The organism is Alteromonas sp. G5_S2_22_S1 (assembly GCF_054968525.1).
On sequence record NZ_JBQKUJ010000006.1, the window covers coordinates 1 to 14,519 of the forward strand.

10 protein-coding genes are annotated in these 14,519 nt (G+C 43.6%); 3 read left to right on the forward strand and 7 right to left on the reverse strand.

Features of this window, described 5'->3' with window-relative positions:
* Positions 1-44: 44 nt before the first annotated feature.
* Positions 45-2,063, reverse strand: coding sequence for a hypothetical protein (locus ACTRWF_RS08250; protein WP_462835367.1), 2,019 nt, complete (start codon positions 2,061-2,063; stop codon positions 45-47).
* Positions 2,064-2,363: 300 nt separating this feature from the next.
* On the opposite strand from ACTRWF_RS08250, the gene ACTRWF_RS08255 reads away from it, so the two are divergent.
* Both ACTRWF_RS08255 and olsF read left to right on the forward strand, forming a co-directional pair.
* Positions 2,364-3,161, forward strand: a complete 798-nt coding sequence (locus ACTRWF_RS08255; RefSeq protein ID WP_462835368.1) for a metallophosphoesterase — start codon at positions 2,364-2,366, stop codon at positions 3,159-3,161.
* A 194-nt stretch (positions 3,162-3,355) separates the two neighbouring features.
* A complete protein-coding gene (gene olsF / locus ACTRWF_RS08260; RefSeq protein WP_041703389.1) occupies positions 3,356-5,074 on the forward strand; it encodes a bifunctional ornithine lipid synthase OlsF in 1,719 nt (572 codons plus the stop codon).
* Between the two features lie 129 nt (positions 5,075-5,203).
* Here the strand turns inward: olsF and dapE are convergent, their stop codons facing one another.
* Positions 5,204-6,376 (reverse strand): succinyl-diaminopimelate desuccinylase, encoded by a 1,173-nt coding sequence (gene dapE / locus ACTRWF_RS08265; protein ID WP_012518975.1) that lies wholly within the window; start codon positions 6,374-6,376, stop codon positions 5,204-5,206.
* Between the two features lie 245 nt (positions 6,377-6,621).
* Here dapE and ACTRWF_RS08270 point away from each other — a divergent pair, with 245 nt between their 5' ends.
* A complete protein-coding gene (locus tag ACTRWF_RS08270; RefSeq protein ID WP_012518976.1) occupies positions 6,622-6,792 on the forward strand; it encodes a hypothetical protein in 171 nt (56 codons plus the stop codon).
* A 189-nt stretch (positions 6,793-6,981) separates the two neighbouring features.
* Here the strand turns inward: ACTRWF_RS08270 and ACTRWF_RS08275 are convergent, their stop codons facing one another.
* The 5 genes from ACTRWF_RS08275 to clpP all read right to left on the reverse strand — a co-directional run bounded on the left by ACTRWF_RS08275 (position 6,982) and on the right by clpP (position 14,503).
* Positions 6,982-8,874 (reverse strand): SurA N-terminal domain-containing protein, encoded by a 1,893-nt coding sequence (locus tag ACTRWF_RS08275; RefSeq protein WP_020743943.1) that lies wholly within the window; start codon positions 8,872-8,874, stop codon positions 6,982-6,984.
* 310 nt (positions 8,875-9,184) lie between these two features.
* Complete coding sequence (gene hupB / locus ACTRWF_RS08280; RefSeq protein ID WP_012518978.1) at positions 9,185-9,457, reverse strand: nucleoid-associated protein HU-beta; 273 nt, start codon at positions 9,455-9,457, stop codon at positions 9,185-9,187.
* Positions 9,458-9,779: 322 nt separating this feature from the next.
* Complete coding sequence (gene lon / locus ACTRWF_RS08285) at positions 9,780-12,131, reverse strand: endopeptidase La (protein WP_020743944.1); 2,352 nt, start codon at positions 12,129-12,131, stop codon at positions 9,780-9,782.
* A 394-nt stretch (positions 12,132-12,525) separates the two neighbouring features.
* On the reverse strand, positions 12,526-13,800 hold the full coding sequence (clpX, locus tag ACTRWF_RS08290) for an ATP-dependent protease ATP-binding subunit ClpX (protein WP_012518981.1): 1,275 nt from the start codon (positions 13,798-13,800) through the stop codon (positions 12,526-12,528).
* A gap of 73 nt (positions 13,801-13,873) precedes the next feature.
* The gene (gene clpP, locus ACTRWF_RS08295; RefSeq protein WP_012518982.1) at positions 13,874-14,503 is read right to left on the reverse strand and encodes an ATP-dependent Clp endopeptidase proteolytic subunit ClpP; all 630 of its coding nucleotides are present in this window, start codon (positions 14,501-14,503) and stop codon (positions 13,874-13,876) included.
* Positions 14,504-14,519: the final 16 nt, after the last annotated feature.

Consider the following 14,519-nt stretch of genomic DNA (forward strand, 5'->3'; position numbering starts at 1 on the left):
GATACACTAAGGTATCGGCTTATATTCACATCACTTTTCTAGAGTTAAAGAATTGGAAGTGTTAACTTACCCGATGCATTTTCCCCAGCTTTTGTTTGATATTCATAACTAAAGGTCGCACTCACTGGATTTTCAGCAGTATTATCCTCTAGATATAGGCCGATACTATCTCTGTAGATGTACTCACCGTCGGCTACTGTAGTACCTCTTAGATAAGACATACCAGACTGGTTAGAAATACTCTCATTTTGGGCCACGTTTATTGCAAACTGACGCTGCATAAAAATGTTTTCGTCTCGAACTAGCTCATAGCTGTTAACAAACGCGTATTGATTTCCATATTCAGTGTAACTTTCGAAATTAATAATAAGGTAATTAAGCGACTCGACTGATGTTGGCAGCAAGATACTCACTGAATTTCCATAATTATTTGCCGAGTTTGAGACTCCAGCTGTATTTTCACTCACGATAACTGAACCATTAGAGTAAAAATTGCTGTTATCTAATTTTAGCGCGTTTATATCGAACTCTGCGGTTTCATCTGTGGGAGTGGTGAACGAATAATCGTCACCATAAACATTTGCTGAAACGCCACCAGAGGTTGGAGAAACCTCTCCTATTGCAAAACGGTAGTTAGTATTAGTTTGTAATTCGGTTGCGGGAGTAAATGTGTGCTTAACGCCGCTTAAGGCCACATTCTGACTTAGCTCTACGCTTGCCTCTTCACTTAAAATATAAGTGTAACCATTAGGAACGCTATCATCAGCCGACTCGTTACCACGAACAATTGAAACTTGATCATAGGTCAGGCTGACCTCGTCAAGATCTATGTCGACTGCTTCGCTGTAATACACTGAATAAGCAAAACTAGACGGGTTAACATTCGTAGTAATAACTTCAACGGTTGCTTGAGGCTCAACTTCAGTAGGGACTAGTACTAAGTTAATAATTTCAGAATCGGCGACTGAGTAATAGCTATTTGATTCAAACCCACTCGTATTAACGTTAATTGAAGTTTCTCCCGTCGCATAACGTGTTGAACGACTGAGATTAATACTGCCCGTCGAATAGGTGATATCACCTACTTGGAAAGAGGACATTTCGAACGAAATACCACCATCAAATGGAACGACCAACTCGTAAGAACCACTTTCTTCATCATATTCAGATGTGTACGTCTCACCTGTCGAATCCATCATGAACTCAGCGCCTGCGATAGGCTCGCCCATACTGTCAATCAGACTTATTACAACAGTTTTCTCTTCTGCTGCCGCTTCATCGTATTGACTAAGGCTGATTTCCTCTCCTGAAAACTCACTTGCATCGTAAATAAACAGTGTATCACCAGAAATATTCACGTTGCCGGTGTTAGTGAAATCGAAGTCTGCTTCTCCGTCGTTATCTATGTCGATATTCGCGCGTAGTGTAACGTTCAAGTCACGCGGTAAAGTGATTTGATAAGTTTGTGTTTCGTCATTGAATTCGCTCTCATGGGCAAAGTCAAACACATTGCTGGTAGACGAACCTGAAAAAGAGAAACCGATAAAGCTAAGCCCGCTTATTGCTTCCCCACTTTCTGCGTCTGTAACGCTAAACTCTACTTCGACTGGTGCTGAAACCCCAACGATACCGATGTCATCGTAGCCTTCTCCTGCATCCACAGGCCCAGTAGTTATGAAGAATGCGCGCTCTAAATAGCTTTTATCAGTGGATGAAACAACAACGGTCAAGTCTGCACTTGCTGGTAAGCCTTCTAAGTTAAAACCGCCGTTCTCTGAGGTTACACCTTCAGCAACCAGTTTATTTCCTTGATAAACAGTAACATTTAATCCCACTAAAGGAGTATCAGTTCGTGTATCAACTACAGCGCCTGCCAGCGTAACCGATGTTTGATTATTTTCGATTTGCTCTGCAAGCAGGTTATTTTGTTCAGTAAGTACAGCATTTTGTTGATTAAGCGCATCAACAACTCCGTCGTTACTATCGTCATCAACTTCAATACATCCTGTAAGAGCGAGAGATACAAAAAGTGGGATCGGGGCGAGCTTTTTATTTATTTTCATGAGTGGCCTCTTAGTTTTTACGTTACATCGCAATAGAAACTAAGGACGAAGAGAGAACGAGAGGATATTAATAACGGTCTGAATACTGAGACTGAACTACCTTGTACGTTACGAAACTTCATCCTTGAAACACCAGAGTATCCGATACGAATTTAATTTGCATGTAATTTATAACGATAATTGCCGCCATCTTCTTATACTTTAGATTAAGTTTGTAACACAATAGTCAAGCAAGCGTCACGGTAGTGTCAATTTGCAGACCTATAGTGATGGTCCGAGGCATCGCTTTGGGAAACCGCTATGAAAAAGACACACTATCGTACGCTTTGGCTTTCAGATATCCATTTGGGAAATCGCGACTGCAAAGCTGAATACTTACTTTCCTTTCTGGACAGCATCACAGTAGACACCTTGTATTTGGTGGGTGACATTGTTGATATGTGGCAAATGACGAAGCAATTTCGCTGGCCAAAAGCACACAATCAAGTCATGCATAAATTCATGCAAATGAGCCAGGAAGGTACACGTGTAGTGTATTTACCCGGCAATCATGATGAGCCAATTCAATCTTACTCTGGTATGGCCTTTGGCGATATTGAAATAGAGCGTGAGCTAGTGCACACCACGGCACAGGGAAAACGTTACCTGGTTTTACATGGCGATCAGTTCGATGGCGATGTGACCATGGGCAGATTCCATGCTTGGATTGGCGATAAAGGTTATGACCTCTTGCTTTTCCTAAATCGCGAGTTCAACCGTTTTCGCGCGTGGCGCAAGCGGGAATACTGGTCACTAGCGGGCTACATTAAAAAGCACATTAAGGGAGCAAATGAAGCCATTGCTCGATATCGCGAAGCATGCTGCAAGCGCGCCGACGATATGGGGCTAGATGGCGTAGTGTGTGGTCATATTCATCACCCCGAAAGTAGTTTTGAAAAAGGCATACACTACATTAATGATGGTGACTGGATAGAGAACTGTAGCGCTCTCGCTGAAGACATGAATGGTCATTTATCTCTTATTCATTATCTCGATTCACTAGAATCAGCTACGGTAACATCAATCACAACCAAAACCTCTCGGTCAAAAGCTGCGTAGTTACTGCTACTTTTCAGGGGGGCTTACAGGCCCCCTGTTAAATGCTTTTGTTTAACCTTTCTACGCGAAATAAACTTGTCGAGCCAGCATTAATAACATCTTTTTAACACTGTCAAATAACTGCCATTAAACTGTGCAAAAAGCGTCACATTGTATTGCTATTGTTCGCCAAAACCGAAAGAGAAAAAGGTTCTATGTTTACTGTAAATGAAGTACTGAACAAGCACTACCCTCAGGTAGCGAACAACCCCATTCTTTTTAAATCGCTATCTTTCGTATTGAGACACTTGCTCCATGAGCGTGAAATTACGGAGTTCGGTGAGACCTACCCTCATTATGAAGATATTGATTTTGTGGAGCAGGTTCTCGAGTACTTTAATATCAGCTATTCGACTCGCGACGTGGAAAAAGAACGGATTCCGAGTGAAGGGCGCGTGGTTATTATTGCTAATCACCCGATAGGCTCTCTCGATGCGTTGGCGTTGATAAAGCTTGTAAGTGAAGTACGTCACGATTTAAAAGTTGTGGCAAATGAAATGCTAATGGCTATTGAGCCTCTTCACGATATGTTGTTACCAGTAAATAATATGCAGGGTGGTACACCTAAGCAGCATTTATCGGCTATCCAAAAACACCTCAAAAGCGACGGTGCTATATTGATTTTCCCTGCTGGTGAAGTCTCTCGATTACGCCCGCAAGGTGTTCGCGACACGCGATGGCACACTGGCTTTTTGCGTATTGCAAAGCAAGCTAAAGCGCCGATATTGCCGGTTTATATTGACGCAAAAAATAGCCCCCTTTTTTATGGGGTGTCTATGGTATATAAACCCCTTGCTACCGCACTCTTGGTCAAAGAGATGTTTAAGCAACGCAAAAAGCACCTGCCTATGCGTATTGGAGAGCTCATTCCTTTCGAGTCTTATCAACAAACAAACATCCCGCTAAAAGAGCAAGTGAAGCTTTTTAAACGTCACTTGTACCGTATTGGCAGTAACAAAAAAGGCGTTTTCGAAACACAAGCATCAATCGCTATGCCTGAAGATAGAAAAGAACTTTCACGTGCAATACGTGAATGTGAGCACCTAGGTACCACGGGGGACGGTAAATCTATTTACTTGTATCAACATAAAAGCTGCTCACCAATTATGCGAGAAATTGGTCGCTTACGAGAAGTCGCGTTCAGAGCCGTCGGCGAAGGCACAAATAAGCGCAGAGACATCGATCATTATGACTCTCACTACTATCATTTAGTACTTTGGGATGAGAGTGATTTAGAAATTGTTGGTGCCTATCGCTTCGGGGATGCAGAACTACTGACCGCCCCAGACCACCCTACCGGCTTGTACTCGGCCACCCTATTTAATTACAGCAAAAATAACGATAAACTTTTTAAAGAAGGGTTAGAGCTAGGACGGAGTTTCGTTCAGCCTCAATACTGGGGAAAACGCAGCTTAGATTACCTCTGGTTTGGCATAGGCGCATTTTTAAGTCGTTATCCCAAATATCGTTATCTATTTGGTGCAGTGTCACTTAGTAATGCCTATCCAGAACCAGCTAAAGACCTATTGGTACAATTTTACTCCACGTATTTTCCTGCAAAGTTTGGTGAAGCGACCTGTAAACGCCCTTATCAAATGGCTAACGATGCGCTGCACCAATTTACCGGCCATGACTATAAAGCTGAGTTTACACAGTTAAAACACCTATTGGCGAATATGGGTGTTAATGTTCCTACCCTTTATAAACAGTACTCAGAAGTAGCTAAGGACGGCGGCGTTGCGTTTTTAGGCTTTAACGTTGACCCGGATTTCAACGATTGCATTGATGGCCTAGTAGTAGTTGATATGCAGACCTTAACTGATAAAAAGCGCAAGCGCTATTTGAATGATATCCAATTAAAAGCGTCAGCCTAATGCAATAGACATGCGCGTGACAGTAAAGTGAATAAAAAGATAGGAGCGGTTAATTCCGCTCCTTTTTACGCTTTATTGATGCCGCAGTTCAAAACTAATACGCCAAGCCGCGCTTAGTTTTATTAGCTTTTATTTGCTTAAGTTAAGCAGGATATCAGTGTAGATATCTTCAAGAGTGAGTAAGTCTGACAGGTGAATATGTTCGTTTACCTGGTGAATTGTGGCATTCGGCACCCCCACCTCTACAACTTGTGTTTTTTCGCTGGCGTAGAATCGCCCGTCAGAAGTGCCACCCGAAGTACTGATTACGGGATAACGCCCTGTTGCCGCTTTAATAGCTTTTTCTACGCTAGTAATAAGACAACGTTTGGCGTTGTTATGTGGCTTACTTAAATAGGCTTCGCAAGGCCTCGAAAAACTCACTAATGCAGACATATCTACCGAACTGATGATTTGGCGAAGTAATTCAGCCAAACTACCTTGGTTGTATTGCCATGAGTAGCGTACGTTAAACTCTATTCTTACCGCACTAGGCACGATATTATCGGTAAAGCTTCCCGTGTCCATATGCGTTATTTGAAGCGTGGTACCTGGAAAGTCATCACTTCCCTCTTCGAAGGGATAGTGGGTGAGCGCATTAACGATATTGCTGGCTTTGTGGATAGCATTAACAGCCGTTTTGGGGTATGCAACGTGACCTTGTTTACCTGCAACAGTAATGGTGCCTGAGAGCGACCCTCTGCGCCCTACTTTAATAGTATCACCGGTTTGAGTAGTGGCCGAAGGCTCACCGACCAAGCACATATCAAGTTGAACATTACGTTTGGTCAAATACTCGTTTATCCATTTAGAGCCCCATTCAGCCTCTCCCTCTTCGTCACTGGTGATAAGCCACCAGTACGTCACCTCACGTTCATCTAGCGAAGCAATTGCCCGTTCGGTTGCTGCTAGCATGGCTGAAATTCCAGTCTTCATATCCGCAGCCCCTCGGCCATATAATTTATTTTGGCTTACAACAGGGCTGAAGGGAGGCGACTTCCATTTCTCAAGAAGGCCTGGCGGTACCACATCAGTATGACCACTAAACGCGAAATGTAACGGGCCACACCCCCATTTGGCAATGAGGTTTTTAACACCATTTATCGTGTGACGCTCACAGACAAACCCGAGCTTTTCAAGCTTATACATGAGGTAACTTTGACACCCTGCGTCAACGGGCGTTATGGACTCTCTCGCCATCAAAACTTCGGCAAAATGAAGGCTACGGGCCGGAGCAGCGGTTATTGAAGGCTGAATAGACATTCGTAAATCACCTAAATGAAACTTGGGTTTATTAGACGAATTTAAGGTGACACGTTTATAACAGTTTTGAGAAGATGCAATGACAGGTACGATTGAATTTCTATACAACCACAATCACTTAGGCGTAACTCGCGCTGAACATTGAAGTATAAAGCCCTACAAGCTTTAGTATTTGTTTAACGTGCAACAGCTTGTTATAAATAGAAGCGTTGAAATAGACCTTCACTGTAAAAAAAGGCGCGGCCGTGTTAAAAATAATTGTCTTAATACCTCTAATTCTGTCTCTACTTTGGTTTGGCTACCTGCAAACCAAAAACTATACCCTTGAACAGGGCAAGCAAGGTTTTCTCTATATCTTTGTACTATCGGGGGTTATTGCAGCGTTTTATACCCTAATGCTATTTTTAACCCATTAGCAACAAGCCATAATGTAATCGAAAAAGCGAAACCTCCTCCTTTATCAAGATGACCGCGCGGGGCCTTGAAAGCATCAACCACGTAGGCGCTTCACCAAGCCCATAAAAAAGGCCAGTATCTTAAACGATACTGGCCTTTAACGTTTCTTGGTGTTATCCACACTCGTTAGTTAAGTGTGGGATAAGACTTTACAGTGCTTCAGAGATTGTTACTTCAGCGTTCGCGCGTAGTGCGTCGATGTACTGTTGATAAACTCGCTGTCCTTGCACCTGTGCTAAGCGTTGCTTCAGGCTTTTACCTAACTCGCTTTCAAGCGCTGGCGCAGGGTTTACGCCTTCTAGCATAACAACAGCAACGTCGCCATTTACGGTAGTCGCTACGTCAACCTGATCATCCCCTTCAAGGGCTAATGAGAACAGTGTGTCTACTAGTGCACGCGCTAGCGTACCGCCCGCTCGTTGCACGTTAGCAGCCGTTTCCCACTCAACCGATTTCGCTGCCAGTTCATCTTCAACGCTTTCGCCTGCACGAACTTTCTGCGCGACATCAAACGCCCAAGATTCAGCAGCTTCTTTCGATTTCTCAGCTTTCACTGATGCTTCAATACCTTCACGCACTTCATCTAGAGACTGGGTACGCTGAGGCTGGTGCTCGACAACACGTGCTACTACTACGGTCTCATCATCTAACTCAATAATGTCGCTGTTAAGTCCTTCTTCAACAAGCTCTGAAGAGAAAGCAACGTCTAATAACCCGGGAGAACTTAATTCAGCAGGCGCAGTATTTCGACTGAAAAGCACTGACTCTTGAATAGGTAAATCAACTGCATTAGCCGCGTCGTCAAGCGTATCGGGAACCTCAAACGCTATTTCCGCCAACGTATTTTGAAGTTCAAAGTACTTTTCCATAGCGGCATCATAAAGAAGTGTATCGCGAATTTCGCCCGCCACTTCATCGAAGGTTTTCACCTGCGCTTCTTTTACTTCAGTAAGCTTAATAATGTGGTAACCGAACTCGGTTTCAACGACGTCAGACACATCACCTACATTTTCTAAACTAAATGCGGCTTCATCGAACGCGGGGTCCATCATTTCAGGCGTTATAAAATCTAGGTCACCGCCATTTTCAGCAGAAAATGTATCGTCTGAGTTCGCTTCTGCTAACGCCGCAAAGTCAGCACCGCTATCAATCTCGGCTTTTAGCGATTCGGCTTTTGCTTTTGCTGCATCTGCGTCATCCCCTGCCTCTATAAGAATATGCGAAACACGGCGCTGCTCTTCGGTACCATAACTCCCAAGGTTGTTATCGTAATACGTACGCACTGCATCTTCATCTACAGAAACGCGGCCTTTAAGGTCTTCTACGCTAAGTTTAACGTAAGCAAGTTTAACCTGCTCCTCTGTATCAAACGACGCGATGTTATTGTTATAAAACGCTTCAATGTCCGCGTCTGTCACTTCAATAGAATCTGCAAACTCATCTGAGCTTACAAGCACATACTTGGCGTTGCGTGTTTGGCGCTGAAGCGCATTGGCTTGTTCAACTTCACCGTCAAGCGCAAATGATGAATTAGTTAGCGCAGCCGCCAGCTGATTCTGTGTCATTTGAGTGCGAAGGTAATCACGGAAATCTGCTACTTGGAACCCATTTTGACGAAGAATAGCTTGAAAGCGTTCATTGTCGAATTGGCCACCAAACTGAAACTCTGGCATTTGAACGATGGTTTCGCGAATTTGCTCATCGCTTACGCGCAATCCCATGTTAGTGGCTTGTTGCTGAATAAGCTTTTCAGCGATAAGTCTGTCCAACACATTTTTTCTAAAATCCGCGAGGTACTGTTCACTAGAGAAAAGCTGCGCAATGCTTTCGCCGTATTGTGATTCCATTTGTGCACGTTGATTTTGATATGCACGCTCTAGTTCTTGTGCCGAAATCTCTTCGCCGTTTACGGTGGCTACTGCGGTAGTACCATTTGATGTAAGGTAACTACCCACACCTGCGAATACGAAACTCAAAACGATAAGCGCAATAATCGCCATCGCCCATGGGCCTTGAGAACCTTCTCTGATTCTTTCTAGCATGATTGTTCTTCAACTCCGTTGCTTACTACAGTTACCAGTAACCCTTCATTTTGTCGGGTACCCAGTAAAATAAGCGCTGATTATAACCCAATGCCGCTGAATATAAACGCCAAAACGCACTATTTATGCTGTCTTTCGTTTAACCGCAACGGCGCGAGAACAAGTACAAAACTTGGCAAGCCATTGAGATATAAATTTGCTGTTTAATAATGGGCTCAGTGACAAGACTCTGCCCCCAATATTCAATTCTTTGTTTCACAAATAAAAAAGGCGATGGACTAGCCATCGCCTTTTTCTATAATTTTTTTGCTTAGTTACAAGCGTCTTTCAGTGCTTTACCAGCTTTGAAAGATGGAACTTTCGCTGCTGAAATCTGAATAGTCTCACCAGTTTGTGGGTTGCGGCCACTGCGAGCTGAACGTTCGCGAACTGAGAAAGTACCAAAGCCTACTAGTGCTACTTGGTCGCCGTCTTTAAGCGCAGCAGTTACTGAGTCAGTGAATGCGTCAAGAGCGCGGCCAGCGGCTGCTTTAGAAATGTCTGCACCAGCAGCGATTTGGTCGATAAGTTGAGACTTGTTCACAATTATGATCCCCTTCGATTGTTATTATACTGTTTGTCCAAAACGATTTTGCTTGAACGTTATAGCAAGCTTGATCGTTAACATCAAGCTTCAGTCACAAATAATTAACTTTTTAAATGAATCGCTGCAATCCCTTTTGTGGCAAGGCTTCAAGCGAATACCACTTAAAGGTAACACAACTTTTGCGACATGAAAGCCCTATTTTTAAAAAAATGGGCTTTTCTTTCGCTCAATGCACGTTTTTTAGTCAATTACTGCAAATTTATAAAAAAAATATGGCTACACGCCTTTAAAATTAAAGGCTTGCAGCCAATATGACGAGTTACTTTTTAACCACTTCGAAGCTTTCGACGGGTTCCTGAAGTGCAATATCAAGAACATCATCAATCCATTTAACGGGGTGAATTGATAAATCTTTCTTCACATTATCTGGAATTTCTTCCAGATCTCGCTCATTGTCTTTTGGAATTACTACGGTTTTTATGCCACCACGATGAGCCGCAAGTAATTTCTCTTTTAGGCCACCTATGGCTAACACTTCACCCCGTAGCGTAATCTCACCGGTCATGGCAACATCGCACTTCACTGGATTACCCGTTAACGAAGAAACCAAAGCCGTACACATGGCGATACCCGCACTCGGGCCATCTTTAGGCGTTGCTCCCTCCGGTACGTGAACGTGAATATCACGCTTTTCGTAGAAGTCGTCGTTGATACGAAGCTTTTCTGCACGGCTTCGTACTACTGTCATAGCAGCCTTAATTGACTCCTGCATCACATCACCTAACGACCCCGTAGAGGTCATTTTGCCCTTACCAGGCACCGATGTTGTTTCAATGGTCAGTAAGTCACCGCCCACTTGAGTCCATGCAAGACCCGTAACCTGACCGATTTGATTGTCTTTGTCCGCTTTTCCGTAATCAAAACGCTGTACACCAAGGTAATCTTTTAGATTGTCTTGCGTTACAACTACTTTATCTTTGCTCTTCTTAAGCAAGATATCTTTCACGGCCTTGCGACAGACTTTAGACACTTCGCGTTCTAAACTACGCACACCTGCTTCTCGGGTGTAGTAGCGAATCATACCAATAACAGCAGAGTCAGTAATTTCTAGCTCTTTTGCTTTAAGCCCGTTACGCTCCATTTGCTTACCAATTAAGTGGTTCTTCGCAATGTTTAGCTTCTCGTCTTCGGTGTAACCAGAGAGACGAATCACTTCCATACGATCAAGTAGCGGCCCAGGAATGTTCATACTATTTGAAGTGGCGACGAACATAACGTCAGACAAGTCGTAATCCACTTCTAAGTAGTGATCGCTGAAACTGTTGTTTTGTTCAGGGTCTAGTACTTCAAGTAGTGCCGAAGCTGGGTCACCGCGCATATCCGAAGACATCTTGTCGATTTCATCTAACAAGAACAGCGGATTTTTTACGCCAACCTTTGCCATTTTCTGCACCAGTTTACCCGGCAAAGAGCCGATGTAAGTACGTCTATGACCGCGAATCTCAGCTTCATCGCGCACGCCACCTAGCGCCATACGTACATATTTGCGTCCAGTCGCTTTAGCAATAGATTGCCCTAACGAGGTTTTACCTACACCTGGAGGACCTACAAGGCACAGAATTGGGCCTTTAAGCTTTTTAACACGCTGTTGAACTGCGAGGTATTCAAGAATACGCTCTTTTACCTTTTCAAGACCGTAGTGATCTTCATTAAGCACGCCTTCTGCACGAGAAAGATCTTTCTTAACCGGCGAACGCTTGTTCCAAGGCACGTTGGTCAGCCATTCGATGTAACTACGAAGTACGGTAGCTTCCGCCGACATGGGCGACATCATCTTAAGCTTTTGAAGCTCTGCTTTCGCTTTGTCTTCCGCTTCTTTTGGCATCTTCGCGTCGGTAATTTTTTTAGACAGCGCTTCGAACTCATCTGGCGCGTCATCTAACTCACCGAGTTCTTTTTGAATCGCCTTCATTTGTTCATTCAAATAATATTCGCGCTGGCTTTTTTCCATTTGCTTCTTAACGCGGGTTCGAATTTTCTTTTCGACCTGCAGCAAATCAATCTCACCTTCCATCAGTGCCATGAGGTATTCTAAACGCTCATTTACGCCCTGCATCTCAAGCACTTTTTGTTTTTCGGTAAGTTTCAGCGGCATGTGCGCTGCCATGGTGTCAGCTAAACGCGCTGCATCTTCAATACCATTAAGCGAAGTCAGTACTTCTGGCGGTATTTTCTTATTAAGCTTAACGTAGCCTTCAAACTGCGAAACCGCCGAGCGAATTAACACTTCTTGCTCGCTTTCATCAATGCCTTCGTCTTCTAACTTATCGACATTAGCAACAAAGAAAGGATCGGACTGCTTATAGCTTTCTATTTCGCCACGCACGCTTCCTTCAACCAGTACCTTAACCGTACCGTCAGGCAGCTTTAATAACTGCAAAATAGTAGCAATAGTCCCTACGGTATAAATATCGTCGGCTTCAGGCTCATCTACGCCGGCATCTTTTTGTGCTACTAAGAAGATTTGTTTGTCATTATCCATCGCCGCTTCTAGGCAACGGATTGATTTCTCACGCCCAACAAATAGGGGTATGACCATATGCGGGTAAACAACTACGTCCCGCAAGGCAAGCACAGGAATTTCAATGCGATTTTCACGCTCAACTGTCATACTTGTTCTCAATTAGTTTGAAATGTCATTTTTATATGGGGATGCAAGAGCAAAGTTCAATCGAAACTTATTAAAGTGCGTTAATTCCTTAACCTTACCTTCCCTGCTCTAGGGCCTGTTGACCTTAGTATAACCATTATCGATTTTCTCGCGTATAGCAATACCTAACTGGAAAATCTAGTAGAAAGGATAGACTACGCGCCCACGACCGTTCAAATTTCAACCAAATCTGGCAGGGAGCATCGAAATTTCAATTCTTTTTGCGAGCATAAACAATAAAATCAGGCTAGGTAAACATGAACAAAAAGTAAGTTTTATCTATTAGGCCGAGGAAGCACGCGATCAAAAAAGGTCCCGAAGGACCTTTTAAAAACAATATAAAAAACGCGCTCAATTATTCAGAGGCAGCTTTCTTTTCGTTGCTATCGTAAATCAAAATGGGTTTTGACTCACCGCGAATAACCGTCTCATCAATAACAACTTTACTCACGTCATCCATTGATGGAAGGTCATACATAGTGTCAAGTAGCACTGCCTCAACGATTGAGCGAAGACCACGAGCACCCGTTTTACGCTCCATTGCTTTCTTAGCAATCGCGTTTAGTGCGTCATCTCTAAACTCAAGCTCTACATCTTCCATCGAGAACAATGCACCATATTGCTTGGTAATTGCGTTCTTAGGCTCACGTAGAATTTGAATTAGTGCGTCTTCATTTAACTCTTCAAGGCTGGTTACAACAGGTAAACGGCCAATGAACTCTGGTATCAAGCCATATTTAACCAAATCTTCGGGCTCAACCTGCTTAAAGAGTTCGCTGATTTGTTTGCTGTTGTCTTTCGACTTGACCGTAGCGCCAAAACCGATGCCTGTGTCTTTTTGTGCGCGTTGCTCGATAACTTTATCAAGCCCTGCAAATGCACCACCACAGATAAACAGGATCTTAGAGGTATCAACCTGCAAAAACTCCTGCTGTGGATGCTTACGGCCGCCTTGCGGAGGAACTGAAGCCACGGTACCTTCAATTAGCTTAAGTAGCGCCTGCTGCACACCTTCACCCGATACATCTCGAGTAATAGAAGGGTTGTCAGACTTACGAGAAATCTTGTCGATTTCATCGATGTAAACAATACCCCTTTGGGCTTTTTCTACATCGTAGTCGCACTTCTGAAGCAGCTTCTGAATAATGTTCTCAACATCTTCACCTACATAACCCGCTTCGGTAAGCGTGGTGGCGTCAGCCATAGTAAATGGAACGTCAAGTAAACGCGCTAAGGTTTCAGCAAGCAGCGTTTTACCGCTGCCTGTTGGGCCTATAAGCAAAATATTACTTTTGCCTAATTCAACGCCTTCGTGAACATCGCCATTGCGCAAACGCTTGTAGTGGTTGTAAACCGCTACTGATAGTACCTTCTTCGCGTGTTCTTGCCCAATTACGTAATCGTCAAGATGTGCATGAATTTCGGTTGGTTTGGGTAAAGCGTCCTGCTTTTGCTTAGGCGCGATTTCCTTAATTTCTTCGCGAATGATATCGTTACATAACTCAACACACTCGTCGCAAATAAATACCGACGGGCCTGCTATTAACTTTCTTACTTCGTGTTGGCTTTTGCCACAAAACGAACAGTACAGTAGCTTATTATCACCGTCACCGCTTTGCTTATCACTCATTACTTTTGCCTCTGCCTTGCCCGAGCCGAAACCAAAACGTGCGTTGCACTGGCTCAGGTCTACTATAACTATACTACTTAGTTGCAGCTACGTCAGATCGATTTGCTAAAACTTGGTCAACAAGGCCATATTCTTTTGCCTCAGTTGCGCTCAAGAAATTATCACGGTCTGTATCGCGCGCGACTTTTTCATAGTCTTGACCAGTATGGTCTGCCAATAGGCGATTCAATTTCTCTTTAATAGACAGAATTTCTTTCGCATGTATTTCAAAGTCAGACGCCTGACCTTGGAATCCACCAAGTGGTTGGTGAATCATTACGCGCGAGTTAGGTAGACAATAACGCTTACCTTTTGCTCCTGCAGATAGTAGAAATGCACCCATGCTGGCAGCTTGGCCCATACATACCGTGCTCACATCTGGCTTGATAAATCTCATCGTATCATAAATTGCCATACCAGCAGTTACTGAACCGCCTGGTGAGTTGATGTATAGGAAAATGTCTTTCTCTGGGTTTTCAGCTTCTAAGAACAACATTTGAGCAACGATGAGGTTGGCCATGTGATCTTCAACTTGCCCTACTAAGAAAATAACGTTTTCTTTTAATAGTCGCGAATAAATGTCGTATGAGCGCTCACCTTTAGAGGTTTGCTCAACAACCATAGGAACAAGTGCATTCATTGGGTCAAACGGGGTATTAGTCATAGCTACCTTGATTATC